The sequence below is a fragment of the Qipengyuania sp. B-5 genome (assembly GCF_056857815.1).
This window is the reverse complement of record NZ_JBSXNU010000026.1, coordinates 57,578-73,119: the sequence shown is the minus strand read 5'-3', so window position 1 is coordinate 73,119 and position 15,542 is coordinate 57,578. Positions and strand designations below refer to the sequence as shown.

At 63.9% G+C, this 15,542-nt stretch carries 17 protein-coding genes; 4 read left to right on the top strand and 13 right to left on the bottom strand.

Annotation, left to right across the window (positions count from 1 at the left end; genetic code table 11):
• Positions 1 to 314 precede the first annotated feature (314 nt).
• The 11 genes from AC13CE_RS02830 to tsaD all read right to left on the bottom strand — a co-directional run bounded on the left by AC13CE_RS02830 (position 315) and on the right by tsaD (position 9,169).
• The gene (locus AC13CE_RS02830; protein WP_221539328.1) at positions 315 to 1,325 is read right to left on the bottom strand and encodes a fumarylacetoacetate hydrolase family protein; all 1,011 of its coding nucleotides are present in this window, start codon (positions 1,323 to 1,325) and stop codon (positions 315 to 317) included.
• Between the two features lie 12 nt (positions 1,326 to 1,337).
• On the bottom strand, positions 1,338 to 1,979 hold the full coding sequence (gene maiA / locus AC13CE_RS02825) for a maleylacetoacetate isomerase (protein WP_482971411.1): 642 nt from the start codon (positions 1,977 to 1,979) through the stop codon (positions 1,338 to 1,340).
• Positions 1,979 to 3,154 (bottom strand): acyl-CoA dehydrogenase, encoded by a 1,176-nt coding sequence (locus AC13CE_RS02820; RefSeq protein WP_482971416.1) that lies wholly within the window; start codon positions 3,152 to 3,154, stop codon positions 1,979 to 1,981. The genes maiA and AC13CE_RS02820 overlap by 1 nt, the downstream gene beginning before the upstream one ends.
• 69 nt (positions 3,155 to 3,223) lie before the next feature.
• Positions 3,224 to 3,661, bottom strand: coding sequence for a lasso peptide biosynthesis B2 protein (locus AC13CE_RS02815; RefSeq protein ID WP_482971410.1), 438 nt, complete (start codon positions 3,659 to 3,661; stop codon positions 3,224 to 3,226).
• A gap of 103 nt (positions 3,662 to 3,764) precedes the next feature.
• Positions 3,765 to 4,133 carry a response regulator gene (locus AC13CE_RS02810; RefSeq protein ID WP_247710371.1) on the bottom strand — a complete coding sequence of 123 codons (369 nt, stop codon included), beginning with the start codon at positions 4,131 to 4,133 and terminating at the stop codon, positions 3,765 to 3,767.
• A gap of 66 nt (positions 4,134 to 4,199) precedes the next feature.
• Complete coding sequence (locus AC13CE_RS02805) at positions 4,200 to 4,715, bottom strand: hypothetical protein (RefSeq protein ID WP_482971409.1); 516 nt, start codon at positions 4,713 to 4,715, stop codon at positions 4,200 to 4,202.
• A complete protein-coding gene (locus tag AC13CE_RS02800; RefSeq protein ID WP_282098540.1) occupies positions 4,712 to 4,837 on the bottom strand; it encodes a hypothetical protein in 126 nt (41 codons plus the stop codon). The genes AC13CE_RS02805 and AC13CE_RS02800 overlap by 4 nt, the downstream gene beginning before the upstream one ends.
• Positions 4,837 to 5,577 (bottom strand): OmpA family protein, encoded by a 741-nt coding sequence (locus tag AC13CE_RS02795; RefSeq protein WP_482971408.1) that lies wholly within the window; start codon positions 5,575 to 5,577, stop codon positions 4,837 to 4,839. The genes AC13CE_RS02800 and AC13CE_RS02795 overlap by 1 nt, the downstream gene beginning before the upstream one ends.
• Before the next feature lie 60 nt (positions 5,578 to 5,637).
• Positions 5,638 to 7,146 carry a lipopolysaccharide biosynthesis protein gene (locus AC13CE_RS02790; protein WP_482971407.1) on the bottom strand — a complete coding sequence of 503 codons (1,509 nt, stop codon included), beginning with the start codon at positions 7,144 to 7,146 and terminating at the stop codon, positions 5,638 to 5,640.
• Complete coding sequence (locus AC13CE_RS02785) at positions 7,143 to 8,132, bottom strand: NAD(P)H-dependent glycerol-3-phosphate dehydrogenase (RefSeq protein ID WP_482971406.1); 990 nt, start codon at positions 8,130 to 8,132, stop codon at positions 7,143 to 7,145. Before AC13CE_RS02785 ends, AC13CE_RS02790 begins: the two co-directional genes overlap by 4 nt.
• The gene (gene tsaD / locus AC13CE_RS02780) at positions 8,129 to 9,169 is read right to left on the bottom strand and encodes a tRNA (adenosine(37)-N6)-threonylcarbamoyltransferase complex transferase subunit TsaD (protein ID WP_482971405.1); all 1,041 of its coding nucleotides are present in this window, start codon (positions 9,167 to 9,169) and stop codon (positions 8,129 to 8,131) included. Before tsaD ends, AC13CE_RS02785 begins: the two co-directional genes overlap by 4 nt.
• A 47-nt stretch (positions 9,170 to 9,216) precedes the next feature.
• Between tsaD and hemC the strand changes: the two genes are divergently transcribed.
• Genes hemC through AC13CE_RS02765 form a run of 3 tightly spaced genes read left to right on the top strand, consistent with a single transcriptional unit; the run spans position 9,217 to position 11,771 of the window.
• A complete protein-coding gene (hemC, locus tag AC13CE_RS02775) occupies positions 9,217 to 10,146 on the top strand; it encodes a hydroxymethylbilane synthase (RefSeq protein WP_482971404.1) in 930 nt (309 codons plus the stop codon).
• Positions 10,147 to 10,187: 41 nt separating this feature from the next.
• Positions 10,188 to 10,829: a uroporphyrinogen-III synthase gene (locus AC13CE_RS02770; RefSeq protein ID WP_482971403.1), complete on the top strand. Its 642-nt coding sequence runs from the start codon at positions 10,188 to 10,190 to the stop codon at positions 10,827 to 10,829.
• Between the two features lie 9 nt (positions 10,830 to 10,838).
• On the top strand, positions 10,839 to 11,771 hold the full coding sequence (locus AC13CE_RS02765; protein WP_482971402.1) for a hypothetical protein: 933 nt from the start codon (positions 10,839 to 10,841) through the stop codon (positions 11,769 to 11,771).
• An 18-nt stretch (positions 11,772 to 11,789) separates the two neighbouring features.
• Here AC13CE_RS02765 and AC13CE_RS02760 read toward each other — a convergent pair whose 3' ends face one another.
• The gene (locus AC13CE_RS02760) at positions 11,790 to 13,004 is read right to left on the bottom strand and encodes an FAD-dependent monooxygenase (RefSeq protein WP_482971401.1); all 1,215 of its coding nucleotides are present in this window, start codon (positions 13,002 to 13,004) and stop codon (positions 11,790 to 11,792) included.
• Here AC13CE_RS02760 and AC13CE_RS02755 point away from each other — a divergent pair.
• A complete protein-coding gene (locus AC13CE_RS02755) occupies positions 13,003 to 15,099 on the top strand; it encodes a protein-disulfide reductase DsbD family protein (protein ID WP_482971400.1) in 2,097 nt (698 codons plus the stop codon). The genes AC13CE_RS02760 and AC13CE_RS02755 overlap by 2 nt on opposite strands.
• Here AC13CE_RS02755 and AC13CE_RS02750 read toward each other — a convergent pair.
• Entirely contained in the window at positions 15,062 to 15,532 is a 471-nt protein-coding gene (locus tag AC13CE_RS02750) for a hypothetical protein (RefSeq protein ID WP_482971399.1), read from the bottom strand. The genes AC13CE_RS02755 and AC13CE_RS02750 overlap by 38 nt on opposite strands.
• Positions 15,533 to 15,542: the final 10 nt, after the last annotated feature.

Genomic DNA, 15,542 nt, shown 5'->3' with positions numbered 1-15,542 from the left:
TGCATGAGGTCCGGCGGGGCCGCCACCCGAACCGCGCCGATCAGGCATCCGCCCGCGGGGTCTTTCGCAGAGCAATCTGCAAAAGGTCCCCGTCATTCTCGCTCTCGGGAGCTACGCCTCGCCTCGCGCAAGGTTCGCCCGGCCGCGTGATCTGTTTTATCTGCGCTACCGCCCTTCGGGCTACTTGAGCGCAGGTGCTCTTTATCTGCGCTACCGCCCCTCGGGCTGCTTGAGCGCAGGTGCTTCCCACGGCGTTAGGTCCGGGCTCGCCGCCGGATGTTTTTGCATGTCTGCTTGCCGCTCCCGCCTAGCGATCAGGCCTCCACGACCTTCTGCTCTATCGCGCCGAAGATCGAGTGACCGTCTGCATCCTTCATCTCCACCCGCACGGTATCGCCCGGCTGCATGAAACGCGTTTTGGCTTCACCGCTGGCGATGGTTTCGATCATGCGGATTTCCGCGATGCAGCTGTAGCCGAGGCCTCCTTCGGCCACCGGCTTGCCCGGATCGCCGTCCGGCCCCTGGTTGGATACCGTGCCCGAACCGATAATCGTGCCTGCGCCCAGATCGCGGGTCTTCGCCGCATGGGCGACGAGATCGGCGAGGCTGAAGGTCGCATCGACACCCGCATTGGCGCGGCCGAAGGGCTCGCCATTGTAATCGACCATCAGCGGCAGGTGGATGACGCTGCCTTTCCATGCATCGCCCAGTTCGTCTGGCGTGACCGCAACGGGGCTGAAAGCGCTGGCCGGCTTGGACTGGAAGAAGCCGAAGCCCTTCGCCAGTTCGCCCGGGATGAGGCCGCGCAAGGACACGTCGTTCACCAGCATGACCAGCTTGATGTGATCCGCCGCCTGTTCGGACGAGACGCCCATCGGCACATCGTCGGTGATGACCGCGATTTCGCCTTCCATGTCGCAACCCCACTTGGTGTCCTTCAGCGGGATATCGTCACGCGGGGCGAGGAACTTGTCGCTGCCCCCCTGGTACATCAGCGGGTCGTGATAGAAGCTCTCCGGCACCTCGGCACCGCGCGCCTTGCGCACCAGTTCGACGTGATTGATGTAGGCCGAACCGTCCGCCCACTGATAGGCACGGGGCAACGGCGAATGCGCCTCGCGCTCGTGAAAACGCTCGGTCGGGCAGGCCTGGTGTTCGACATCGCGGTAGAGCGCGTCGAGCTTCGGGGCGAGCTGGTCCCAATTGTCGAGTGCATGCTGCAGCGTGGGCGCAATATTGTCGGCGGCGCAGTAGCGGGTGAGGTCTTTCGAGACGACGACCAGCTTGCCGTCGCGGGTTCCGTCCTTGAGCGTGGCGAGTTTCATGGGTGTCCTCTCTTATTGGTTTTCTGGATTGTCTGGCTGCGCGTCCGGATGGGCGCGCTGGAACTCTGGCAATGCAAGGCAGGCCTTTTCGATCCGTTCGATATGCGGCTTGTCAGCGAAATCGAAGGCGAAGCGGCGCGCGTTGTAGACCTGCGGCAGCAGCACGACTTCGAAGAATCCGGGCCGGTCGAACAGGAAATCGCCCGTGCCGAGCTGCGCCAGACGCGCCTCGACCGGATCGAGCGTGCGCGCCAGCCAGTGGCGATACCAGGTGTCGATCTCGTCCTGCGAATGTCCCAGCGGATCCTTGAGGTATTTGAGCACCGGCAGGTTGAGCGGGGCGTGCAGTTCGGTGGCGATTGCATAGGCCAGTTCGCGCGCGACGTAGCGATCGTCGACATCTTTCGGCAGCAGTGGCTTGTCCGGATAGGCCTCGTCCAGCCACTCGATCTGCGCCATCGACTGGACGCGGTCCTTGCCATCCGCCTCGAGCAGGGGGACCGAGCCGAACGGGTTGCGGGCGGTGAAAGCCTCGCCCTTCTGTTCGGAGGTGAGCAGGTTCACGGGGACATATTCGTAACCGATCCCCTTCAGTTCCAGCGCGATGCGCAGGCGGTAGGAGGTGGAGCTGCGATAATATCCGTGAAGCTTCATCAAAATGCTGCAATCCCCGTGATGGCGCGCCCCAGGATCAGCGCGTGGACATCATGCGTGCCTTCGTAGGTGTTCACCGTCTCCAGGTTCACCATGTGGCGGATGACCTGGTATTCTTCCGAAATGCCGTTGCCGCCGTGCATGTCGCGGGACTTGCGCGCGATATCGAGAGCCTTGCCGACATTGTTGCGCTTGACGATGGAGATCATGTCGGGCGCGAACTTGCCTTCATCCATCAACCGGCCAACGCGCAGGGAGGCCTGCAGGCCGAGCGAAATCTCGGTCATCATGTCGGCGAGCTTGAGTTGATAGAGCTGCTTGCTGGCGAGCGGTACGCCGAACTGGTGACGGTCGAGCCCGTATTGACGAGCGGCATGCATGCAGAATTCGGCTGCGCCCATTGCGCCCCAGCTGATGCCGTAACGCGCGCGGTTGAGACAGCCGAAGGGGCCCTTGAGACCCTGCACCTCGGGTAGCAGCGCGTCTTCGCCTACCTCGACCTCGTCCATCACGATCATGCCGGTGGTGGAGGCGCGGAGCGAAATCTTGCCTTCGATCTTGGGAGCGGAAAGACCTTTCATGCCCTTTTCCAGCACGAAGCCGCGAATGCCGCCGCCATGCTCCTCGCTCTTCGCCCAGACGACGAAGACATCGGCGAAGGGCGAATTGGAAATCCATGTCTTGGAGCCGTTGAGGACATAGCCCCCGTCGACCTTCTTGGCGGTCGTCTTCATGCCCGCCGGGTCGCTGCCCGCATCGGGTTCGGTCAGGCCGAAGCAGCCGATCAGCTGGCCGCTGGCGAGGCCGGGGAGATATTTCCTGCGTTGCTCTTCCGAACCATAGGCATGGATCGGATACATCACGAGGCTGGACTGGACGCTGGCCATCGAGCGATAGCCGCTGTCCACCCGCTCGATCTCGCGCGCGATCAGGCCGTAGGCCACATAGCCAGCGCCCGCGCCGCCATATTCTTCGGGGATGGTCGCGCCGAGCAGGCCGGCCTCTCCCATCATCGGGAAGAGTTCGGGGGCATCGAGTTCCTTGGAAAAACCCTCGATCACACGAGGTTGGAGTTCGCCTTGCGCAAAACCATGCGCGGCGTCGCGGATCATCCGCTCTTCCTCGGTCAGCTGGTCGTCGAGATTGAACGGGTCCTGCCAGTCGAACGGCACCATTCCGGCCATGGGGTCTCCTTTGAACTTCAGCTGCCGATGGCAGTTAGCGCATCGGCGCGCAAGGGGTTGTCAGGCTGTCTCCGCATCGCCTGATACGATGAGCGTGTACCGCGCCTCGTCGCACAGTCCCGTGACCCATTCGTCGCCCACTTTCAGCCAGGCGTGTATGCGAGGTTTCCCTTCAGCGTCGCTCTGGGTGCCGATGAAGAGGTTCGCTGGAATTCCGCGGCGCTCCAGCATCCAGCGCGCGGCGAGGGCTTGCGGCAGGCAATTGTCCGCGCCCACGGTGAGTGACAGCGCTCTCAGGATAGCAAGCCGGACCCTGCGGATGGTGGCGATGTCGCGCAATCCGCTCTCTGCAGGAGCCACTGTCATAAAGTGGGAACGCCAGCGGGTGGGAGGCACCCGGGCGATCGCGAACTTGGCGTAAAGCAACAGGCCGAACGCCTCGAGAGAGGCGAGCTTGTCTGCGCCATCGAGCGCAATGAAGTTATCGAGCCTTGGCATCGCGGGCGCATCATATCACGTCCCATGCGAATTGCCTTGCCCGACTTGAGCTTGTTTGACGAGGTGGCTGGACGCGAAGTTCCGCGCCCCGCCGAATAGCCGATCAGTGGTGCCGGGCAGCGCGCCGGACCGAGTGGATGACTTCGGCCGGAGGGCAGGGCTTGGACAGCATTTCGACATCGGGAAAACGGATTGCGACGTCATTGGGGGTCAGTTGGCCCGAATGGAAAATCACTTTCACATTCTCGGCCATCATCTGTTCGGCGAGGGGGTAGACGATGCCGTCTCCCAACTGCACGTCGAGGATCGCGATGTCGGGTTTGGATTTCTGGAAGGCGAGCATCGCGCTCGACAGGTTGTCGAAGGGGCCTTCGACCAGATATCCTGCTTCGGACACAGTGTCGCACAGGTCGTAGCCAATGATCATTTCATCTTCGGCGACGAGCACGCGTATCGGCTGGGGCTGTCCCATCCAGACTCTCCTCGGTCGTATCGACCCAATGATTACCAATGGGCCGGACGGGAGAAGGTTCCTGACTCAGGCGCGGCCGTACTTCCGCGCAAAACCATCGGTGTCGCCCTCGGCCAGCAGGCGTGCCTGCCCGGTCCAGTCGTCACGGCGTATGCGGCCCTGGAACCGGCCGAGCCGCGCATCGATACAGTCGATTTCCGCCTCATCCCAGCTGGCGATCTGCGAAAAGCTCGTGACGCCGAGATCCCGCAGAGATGCAGCCAGCTTGGGGCCGACCCCCTTGATCCGGGTGAGATCGTCGCCCTTGGCCTGCGAAGCGTCTGCGGCGGCAGAGACTGCGGCACCCGCGCCGCCCACAGCCCCGGGCGTGACCACCTGCTCCGGCTCGCGTGCCGCGGCTGGCGGGCTGTCGACCAGCGCGGAATTGCGCTGCGCACGTTCGGCGCCCTCGTCGAGAACATCCGTTCTTGTGCCTGTCACCCGGGTGCGACGATTGCTGCGAAACAGGTACCAGGCAACGACAAGACCGATGATCAGGGCGATTGCCAGCAGGATCCAGTTTTCGGCGAGTAGTTCGCTCACTTTTCTTCCTCCGTTGTCTCATTGTCGCCCAGCGAAGCACGCCCCCATGCAACCCATCCGAGAGTAAGGCCCAGAGTATAGGCGACAAGCATCAGGACGATGACTTCGAACCAGATAGGCATCAGCGCGGCCCCGGCGTGTCGACAGGGGTGGGCGTCAGCGGTTCCATGCGGATGACCGAAAATTCGATGCGGCGATTGGCGGGGTCTTCGGCCGTCAGGCGCTCCGCCGGTTTGCTCGATCCCATGCCGCGGGCGCGCAGGCCGGAGCGAGGAATGCCCCGGCGTACCAGAGCCTCGCGAACGACGCGTGCCCGGTCCATGCTGAGCGCGACGTTTGCGGTTTCGCTACCCGATTTGTCGGTATGGCCGGTAATTGCGATGATGGCACCTACACAGGGTTCGAGTGCCCGGGCAACTTCGTCCAGCAGCATGCGGCTGGCAGGTAGCAATGCGGCGCTCCCTTCTTCGAAACGGATGGTGCGGGTGCGCAGCAGGCCATCGACGTCTTCCTGGCAATGAAGCGGCTCGAAGGACGGTTCGCCGGCATTCGCATTCACGATTCCATCCTCCCAACTCACTCCGCCTACGCCGGGCAGGGAACGGACAAGCTGGGCTGCACGCGTGCGGCTTTCATCGTCCAGATTTTCCCCACCCGATAGCAACGGATGGCGCGAGGGCGAGCCATAGCGATTGGTAAAGCTCGCCTGCACCATATCCAGATCTTCGGCGGCAAGGGCTTCACGGGCGTTTTCGGACAAACGCTCCGCCATATGCTCGGCCCGTCCCGACCAACTCGTCACGAAGCCTATCGCGACGACTACGAGAGCACCAAGGAGGATAAGCGCGCGCTGGAACATCATGGGGTCCTTAGCCTCGGCGGGCTGCCGCTGCCAAGGTGCTTGTGCCTGTCCGACAGGGGCTTATTCGGAAACTGCGATCGTTGCCGCCTTATCCTTGTTCCTGGCGAACAGAACCCGGTCTTCGGGTCCGAACCCGCGCTTCCAGATCACGAAACCGTATGTCGCCAGGATCAGCGGGATGCCGAAAGCGAGCTCCGCCCATTCGGGCAGATGGGTCGCGAGCCAGCCGACCAGCACCGCTGGGGCAACGGCATAGACCAATGCCCAGCGCCAATTGTTAATGCCGTGACCCAAGATCTTCGTAAGCAGCACTGCCTTCACGAGGCTGGCCACTCCAAGTGCGATCATGAGTGAAACGGCCGCTGCCGCCGCCTTGAACGGCTCGCCAAGGTCATTGGCGACCACAGCCTGTATGAGAACGATGGTCAGAATCGCCTGAAAGGCGATCGTGCTGATGGAAATCCACAGGTTTCGAACGCGTGCGACATAGATCAGCACCGCCTCGGAAACGACGGCGGTGGCGGCGACCACTTCCGCGGCCAGCAGGAAGGCGAGGGCCCCGGTACCACCAACATATTCGGGTCCGAACAGACCCATGATGGCTTCACCCGGCAGGCCCAGGGCCAGCGCGATGCCTGCCTGGGCGGCGATGATCCAGAACCCCACCTGGCAGACCTGTTTGGCGATGGCGGCATAATTCTTCGTCTTGAGGTTCTTGGTAATGACCGGACCCAGGATCGGCTCGAAACTGGTCTTCAGCTTTTGCGGCAGACTGGCGAGCTGTTGCGCCATGTAATAGACGCCCACGGCCGAAGGCGCGGCAAAGAAGCCGAGGATGAAGATGTCGACGCGGCGGGTCCCCCATTCGATGGCGTCGGCAGTGGCGAGCGGCAGTGCGCGCAGGGTGATGCCGCCAATGTATCGCGGGCTCGGACGCCATCCGGCAGGGCGTCCGTAACTGCGGAAAAAGGCCCACAGGCCTACAGCGAGACCCGCATAGATCGATACGAGATAGGCCATTGTGAGGCCGGATTCCGCAATGCCGGGAATGAAGTAGAAAGCGCCCGCCATGATCGATATGGTCCACGGTTCCACGACTGCACGGGCACGCACCGTGGTGGCGATATCGTATTTATAGGCCTGCGCCGCGAGCACGATCTCCGTCAGCGCATAGGCGGGGATTGCGAGCACGATCAGCCGGTCGAGTTCGCTATATTGACCGGCGGGGAAGAGCGGGGCGGGAACGAGCCAGAAGAAGAGCGCTGCGATCGACGAAAATATCAGCGCCAGCAGCATTCCGTCATACACCAGATTCGCCGGGTGCTGTTCTTCGCCGTCCGACAGGCGCTGCGCGAGGCCACGCTTTTCGCCCATCGAACAAAGCAACGCGACCAGTTCGACCAGCACGAGGGCCGAGGCGAACCGACCCACCTCGCTTACACCGTAGAGGCGTCCGGCGATGAACAGGAAGGGGATGCGCGCCAACAGCCTCAGCAGGAAGCCGAGCACGTTCTGCTTTCCGCCTTTGGCGATGGCGGAAAGATCATCATCGCTGGTCGCGGAATTCATCCGGCGCTTTCCTGCTCGGCCTTGAGCGGACGGGCGAGAATACCTTTGACGACCTGACTCGGATCGTCGCCCTTGAGCAGGTCATAGACCGCGGCGACGATCGGCATGGCGATGCCGTGCCGCGCCGCCAGTTCGACGAGGACGGGCGCAGTATGCGCGCCTTCGGCCACCGTCCTGCGGTCGGCCATGAGAGCTTCTGCGCTCTGGCCTTCGCCCAATGCCTTGCCGAGCGAGAAATTGCGGCTGGAAGTGGATGAGCAGGTGAGAACGAGGTCGCCCAATCCGCACAGGCCGGTCAGCGTCTCGGCCCGCGCGCCCAGCGCCTCGCCGAAACGCAACATCTCGGCATAGCCGCGGGCGATCAGCGCGGCGCGGGCATTCTGGCCAAGCTGCAAACCGTCCACCACCCCGCAGGCGATGGCGAGCACGTTCTTGACTGCACCGCCGATCTCGGCACCGGTCACGTCATCCGAATAATAGGGACGGAAAGCGGGACGGGCGATATGCGGTGCGATCCGATCCCACTGCTCCTCGCCGCCGCTGCAGGCGAGAGTCACTGCAGCGGGCAGTCCTGCGGCCACCTCATGCGCAAAGGTCGGGCCCGAAAGGACCGAGATGTCGCTTTCCGGGGCGTTATCTCGCGCGACATGGTTCATCAGGCGGCCGGTTCCCGCCTCGATACCCTTGGAGCACAGGATGAGGTCGCGCGGGAATGCGGGCATGGCTTCCAGGACGCTGCCCATATGTTGCGCCGGCGTGACCACCAGCATGGCATCGAGCTGCGCCATTTCGCCGAGGTCGTCTGTCGCGCGGATGGAGACGGCCAGCTTGGCGCCGGGCAAATAGGCGGAATTGCGCCGCTGCGTGTTGATTTCCTCCGCCAGCTGCGCTTCGCGGGCCCAGAGCAGTACATCGCTCCCGTCGCTCGCCACCATCTGCGCAAGCGCGGTGCCCCAGGCTCCGGCGCCGAGAACGCCGACCTTCATGCCTTCACTCCGGCGCCGCGAACGGGTTCGGCACCAGGGTCGAGCGGCCAGCGAGGGCGGGCCGAGATGTCGAGCGGATCGGGGGCGAAATCCTTCAGCGCCATTCGCTCGATGCCCGCCCAGGCGATCATTGCCGCATTGTCGGTGCACAATTTCGGGGGAGGAGCGGTGAAGCGCATGCCATGAGACGCCGCCAGTTCTACCAATGCGCTCCGCACCGATGCATTCGCGGCTACACCGCCGGCGACCACCAGCGTCCGGCAGTCCTGCATTTTTGCGAGCGCGATGCTTAACCGGTCCACCACGCAATCGATTGCCGCCTGCTGGAAACTGGCCGCGATGTCTGCGGATTGATATGTTCCGCTTTCATGCGCGCGTAACACTGCGCTCTTGAGACCGGCGAAGCTGAAATGCGGTTCGCCGCTCCCTTTCATCGGGCGCGGCAGCGGGACGGCAGACGAATCCCCTTCCTTCGCCATACGCTCGACAGCAGGACCACCGGGAAAGCCGAGGCCAAGGATTTTGGCGGTCTTGTCGAAGGCTTCGCCCAGCGCATCGTCGATCGTGGTCGCGAGGCGGCGATATTCTCCCACGCCATCGACGCGCAGTATCTGGCAGTGCCCACCCGAGACCAGCAGCAGGGCATAGGGAAATTCGAGCGTCTCGTCGGCCAGTCGCGGGCTGAGCGCGTGCCCCTCCAGATGATTCACTGCGATCAGGGGCACGTCGCTGGCCATGGCGAGAGCCTTGGCGCTCACGAGACCGACCATGACGCCGCCGATCAGGCCCGGACCGGCGGTGGCTGCAATCGCGTCCAGATCGGTGAGGGAAACGTCGGCATCCTTGAGGACCGCCTCGATCATCGGAGCCAGCCGTTCGGCATGCGCGCGCGCGGCGATTTCCGGCACGACGCCGCCGAAGGGCGCGTGCTCCGCATCCTGCGAGGCGATACGCTGCGCCGCGATCCGCCGATTGCCATCGACGAGTGCGGCTGCCGTTTCGTCGCACGAGCTTTCTATGCCAAGAACCAAAACCATTGTCCGCTTTCCCTTAACGGTATCGGTCGCTAGGGCAAGCGCGCACCATGCCAGCAAAGCCATCTCTCCGCCTTGGAACCCGCCGATCTCCGCTTGCCATGGCGCAGGCGCACGAGGCACGCGCGCGATTGTGCGCGGCACTCGGCTGGGACGAAGCACAGGTAGAACTCGTCCCCGTTATTGCGAGCGGGGACAAGATTCAGGACCGTCCGCTGGCCGATATCGGCGGCAAGGCGCTATGGACCCGCGAGCTCGATATCTGTCTCGCCGACGGCAGGATCGATGCGGCAGTCCATTCGATGAAGGATGTCGAGACCATCCGGCCGGAAGAGATCGCCATTGGCGCTATCCTCCCGCGGGCGGACAAAGCTGACGTGCTGCTGGGTGCAAGGTCGCTCGATGCGATCCCTCAGGGTTCGCGGGTCGGTACCAGCGCGCCGCGCCGCGCCGCGCAATTGCTCAATGCAAGGCCGGATCTCGAAGTAGTTGGCATCCGTGGCAATGTGGCGACGCGCATGGCGAAATTGCAGGCGGGCGAAGCGGACGCGACTTTCCTTGCCGCCGCCGGACTTGCCCGACTGGGCGAAGATGCGGTGGGAACCCGCCTCGATCCAAAAGAATGGCTTCCGGCGCCCGCGCAGGCGGCAATCGGCCTGGAATGCCGCGCCGGGGACGAGGAAACGAGAGAATTGCTCCGGGCAATAGACCACGCACCAAGCCGCGAGGAAGTGCTGGCAGAGCGCGCCCTGCTCGAAGGGCTGGGCGGATCATGCCACAGTCCGATCGCCGCTCTGACCCGCCGCGAAGGGCAGCGGCTACACCTGACCGCGGTTATTTTCAGTCCCGACGGTTCCATACGGATCGCTGGCGAGACCCTCTTCGAACCTGCCGACCTCGACGCGCCGCGCAATCTGGCCCGGGATTTACTTGCCGAAGCGCCGGAACATATAGCTGCGCACTTCGGTATTGCCGGTTGATGCGTAACCTCTTCGTCTTCCGTCCAGAGCCAGGCCTTCGCGTGACACTCGAAACGGCAAAAGCTTCCGGGCTGGAGGCAATGGGGTGCTCGCTGTTCGAGGTGAGGCCGGTGGAATGGTCCGCGCCGCCGCGCGATGATTTCGACGCATTGCTGGTGGGCAGTTCCAATGTCTTCCGCCACGGCGGCTTCGAGCTGGAAAAGCTGGAAGGATTGCCAGTCTACGCGGTAGGCGAAGCCACTGCCGAAGGCGCGCGAGAAAAGGGCTTCATGGTCACGCTGACGGGCAAGGGCGGATTGCAGAACCTGCTCGACGACGTCGCGGGTCGCGATCTTGCCTTCCTGCGGCTGGCGGGGGAAAAGATGGTCTCGCTGACGCCGCCTGACGGTATCTCTATCGAAACTTGCGTCGTCTATCGTACCACCCCACTGGAAATGTCACCTTCGGTGAGTAAGCTCCTGCGCGAAGAGGGTGGGGTAGTGTTGCTGCATTCGGGCGAGGCAGCGCGGCGCTTGCATGAGGAATGCGAACGGTTGGGTATCGACCGTAAGACTATCACCATCGCCGCGCTCGGCCCGCGTATCGCCGGCATCGCAGGAAATGGGTGGGAAGCCGTTCATACCGCCGGGCAACCGGTCGATGCCGAGCTACTGGTCTTGGCGAAGGCTTTGTGCCAAGGCTGAACGCCGGGAATGACGCGGCGCCAGGGTAGCGGCGCGCGGGTCACGGATTGGAGTGAAATGGACGAGTATTCGAGCAATCGGGTCAGGCGCACCAGCATGCGGCCCATGTTGCTGGCCGTGGTCGGATCTTTCGCGCTCGGCGCGGGGCTGGTCGGCTATATAAGCTGGCGGAGCAATTCGGCCGCGGACGAAAGCGCCGCCGATACGCCGCAAATGGCGGTTGCTACTGAGGCTGCCGAAGAGAGCAGCCCGCAACCGACCCCGCGCGCCACAGAAACCTCTTCCGCGCAGGACGTCGAACAGATGGCCGAAACGCAGGGCGGGATCGACCAGCGTCTGGCCGCCGCCGAGCAACGCCTCTCCCGCCTCGACCTGCAGGCACAGGCAGCGGCAGGCAATGCGGCGCGCGCCGAAGGGCTCCTGATCGCCTTCGCGATACGCCGCGCCATCGAGAAGGGTGCGGAACTAGGCTATCTTTCCGACCAGTTGCGGCTCCGCTTCGGCGATGCCTTGCCCAATGCGGTCAACACCATCCTGACCTTTTCACGCGATCCCGTTACGCTGGATCAGCTGATCGCGCGGCTCGACGGGCTTTCGCCCCAGCTACAATCGGGCGATGATCGTGGCGGGCTCGAACGATTTCGTGAGGAGCTGGGCGCGCTCTTCACCATCCGCCGTGAAAGCGCTCCCTCGCCTCAGCCCGAAATGCGTATCGAGCGGGCCCGGTTGTTCCTCCTCAGCGGCCGGGTCGACAGTGCCGTGGCCGAAGTGCGCAACATGCCCGGCGCGGCGAATGCTCAGGGCTGGCTGCGCGATGCCGAACGCTTCGCCGCGACCCAGCGTGCGCTGGACCTGATCGAAACCGCCGCCGTGCTTGAACCGCGCCGCCTGCGCGACGGGGCGGGCAATCGGATTTCGCAGCCCAGTCCTGCCGACGAATAGGTCCGGCGGGAGCTCAGCTTAGGATTTCATCAATTCGGGCACGTCGCCCGAAACGCCGCGCGCCTCGTCCATGAAGAAGCGCTTGAGCCAGCCCGAACGCTGCACTCCGGCCATTCCCAGACGGCGGATGGCGCTGGCTGTCTTTCCGGGGACTCCGAACAGACGGGTGAGAGTATCCGTGGCACCCATGACCATGATCGAATCGAGCGCACGCCATTTTTCGTAGCGTTCGAGAACCTGCGCATCTCCCAGGTCGAGCCCGAGCCGGCGTGCCTCTTCCAGCACCTCCACCAGCGCACCGACATCGCGCAGGCCGAGGTTGAGACCCTGACCGGCAATCGGATGCATACCATGTGCGCTATCGCCTACCAGCGCCATGCGCTCGCCAACAATGCGTGCGGTGTGCTGGAAGCTGAGCGGATAGGAGGATCGCCCGCTGTTGAGTTCGAGCGTGCCGAGGATATTGCCCATGCGCTTCTCGACCTCGGCTAGGAAGGCACGGTCCCCCATCTTGAGGACGCCTGCAGCATCCTTCTCGTCCACCGTCCAGACCAGCGCGCTACGGTGTTCTCCGCCGGGCCCGTTGAGCATCGGGAGGAGGGCGAAGGGGCCGTCCTCGTAGAAAATCTCCCATGCGACGCCCTCGTGCGGCTTCGAATGGTTCAGCCCGGTGATGATGGCGCGGTGCGAATAATCCCAGCTCGCCATTTTGAGTTCGGCTTCTTCACGGGTGGGCGATCCGCGCCCTTCCGCCCCGACGAGGAGATCGGCTTCGAGGACCGTGCCATCGGACAGTGTCGCACTGACCGAAAAGGCATCGCGGTGGCGGCTCGTCACTTCGACCGGCGCATGTATGGCAATCAGCGGCTCCGCCTTGGCTGCTTCGAACAGCGCGATGCGCAATTGCCGGTTGGCGAACATACGGCCCAGCGTGCCTTCGTGCGGCTCGGGGCGGAAATCGATCCGGCCCGGTTTCATCTGGTCGACGACGGCGATGGCCTCGATCTCGCAGCCATGCGGCTCGAGAGTCGAGGCGAGGCCGATATTGCGAAACAGCCGCCAACTTGCGGTGGAAATCGCCGAAGCGCGGCCATCGAAGCCCTCCGCGGTCAGATCGGCAGGGTCTGCCCGGTCGACGAGGTGGCTCGAAAGCCCCTTCTTCGCCGCGGCAAGTGCCAGCGTGGTGCCGACGAGGCCGCCGCCGAGGATAAGCAGGTCGCGCTTGTCTGTCATGGAGGCAGTCCCTAATGCGCAGGGCGTGATCGAAGCAAGCAGAATGGACGCGGTGCGCGGCGCGCTGGCGCTTGTAGTGGCGGCGCTGTTCTGCCTTCTGCCGGCAATGCTGCAAGCGCAGGATGCGCGTTTCGGCGACGAGAATATCGCCGTCGAACTGCGCAGCGATGGTCCACCGGTACCGGGCGAGACCTGGATGCTCGCGCTGCAATTCACGCCCAGGAGCGAGGAATGGCACGGATACTGGTCCAATCCGGGCGATGCCGGGCAGGGCATGGCGCTCGACCTCGACCTGCCGCAAGGCTGGACCGCTGGCGAACCGCTCTATCCCGTTCCGCAGACGCTGGTGATCGCCGGGTTGATGAACCATATTTACGAGGGCGAATATGCGGTGCTGGTACCAGTCGAGGTTCCGGAAAGTGCTGCGGTTGGCAATTTCGCTCCGATCACTGGTTTCGTTTCCTATCTCGCCTGCACCGACCGGATTTGCGTTCCACAAGACGCACGGCTGACAGTGCGCGAAGGCGGCGATTTCAAGAGCTGGCAGGCGGCCATCGCGCCGCAACTCGACAGCATAGCCGGTTATGAAATCACGCAGAAAACTTTGCGCATCGGCCTCCCGCTGCCGGCGGATCTCGAACTCGGCGATCTTCATCTTTTCGTGGAGACGGCCGAACTCGGTGGCGGCCTCACACCAGACTATGCCGCGATGCAGACCTTCATTCGTGAAGGCGATCTGCTGGTGGTGGAGATTCCCCTGAAGCAGCTTGCGGGGGTGGAGACCGGTACCCGGCCCGCAAGCATTTCCGGCATCCTGTCGTTCGGCGAGGGGCAGGGGGTCCGCTTCACCGCTGAACCACGCGACGTCCCTCTGGAAGGGGCTGAGCCGCTGAGCGGCCCGGTCGAGATACCCGCCCTGTGGGTGCTGTTGCTGGCTTCGCTGGCAGGCGGGGTCCTGCTGAACATCATGCCCTGCGTCTTTCCTATTCTTAGCCTCAAGGCGCTGTCGCTCGCGAAGGCGGGCGGAGACGAACTGTCGGCGCGGCGCGATGCGCTGGCCTATACGGCGGGGGTCGTGCTGGCTTGTGCCGCGCTGGGCGCGCTGGTGCTGATCCTGCGTTCCGCAGGCGAGCAGGTGGGCTGGGCCTTCCAGCTTCAGGAACCCCGCGTGGTGGTGGGTCTCCTGCTTCTGGCAGTTGCGATCACGGCCAATTTCCTCAGCCTTTTCGAGGTGCCGGGAATGGCGCTTTCCGGCCGCGCAGCCTCGCCCGGGGGATCTTTTGCGACAGGCCTTCTGGCAGCCTTCGTCGCCACTCCCTGCACGGGGCCGTTCATGGCCCTCGCTCTGGGCGCGGCGATAGTCCTGCCGCCCACCGAGGGCATGCTGATCTTCACCATGCTCGGTGTCGGCCTTGCGCTGCCGTTCCTGCTTGTCGGGTTCATTCCTGCGTTCCGCCGCCGTCTGCCGAAGCCCGGTCCATGGATGGAACGGTTCCGGCGCTGGATGGCGTTGCCGATGGGGTTGACGGTGCTGGCGCTGGCGTGGCTGGTCTGGCGTATCGGGGGTGCTCAATACCTGCTAATCGCTGGGGTGTTCGTGGCTCTCCTGCTGGTCCTGCTTTATCTCGCCGGCCGGATGCAGTGCGACGCGGGTTCACGCTGGCGGGCGGTAATGGCCGGAACGCTGGTTCTTTCCATTGCGGGACTTGCGCTGTTGCCCGAGCCATCCGCGACAGCGCGCACCGAAAACGAAAGCCTGCTGAACCCCCTGCCGTTCTCCGAGCGCGCACTGGCCGAAGCAAGGGCCAGCGGCCAGCCGGTGTTCGTGTGGTTCACCGCCGACTGGTGTGTGACCTGCAAGGTCAACGAAAGCGTGGCGATCGAACGCGAGGAAACCCGCGAGGCTTTCGATAAGGCAGGCGTTATTGCGCTGCGCGGAGACTGGACGCGGCGCGACGAGGAAATCGCAGCCTTCCTGTCCGAGCAAGGCGCTGCAGGCGTTCCGCTCTATTTCTGGTATCCGCCCGGCGGCGAAGCGCGGCAACTGCCGCAGGTGCTTACGCCGGATCTTCTGGCGGAACTGGCGGCGGAGTAAGTTCGGCTGCGCAGGCGGTGATGAACTCGCCCGGGGCGCGGCTTGCGTTGAGTGTTACCGATCCCGCTCCGGGCACGGTGGCCTCCACTCTCCGGGGTCCGGTCAGGACTTCGAGGCGCGGATCGTCAGCGGCCAGCCTGCCGCGCCAGAGCCAGCGTTCCTCATCCTCTTCGGCATCGATCCAGAGCCGTTCGACATGGCCGTTGCCGATCAGGGCCAGCACCGCTTTCGCATTCGGGTCGGCGGCGACATAGCGGGTATAGACCAGCATACTATCCTCGCACGCCAGCGACAGCAGCGGCGCATGTCCAGGCTTGCCGTAGAGCAATCGCCCGCTGGTTTCGCTCATCGCCCAGGCAGCATCTTCGGTATCGGGTGAATCTATCGGTTTCGCAGGCGCAGCGCGTTCCTCGACCACGCCCGGACGGCTCATGTAATCCTCC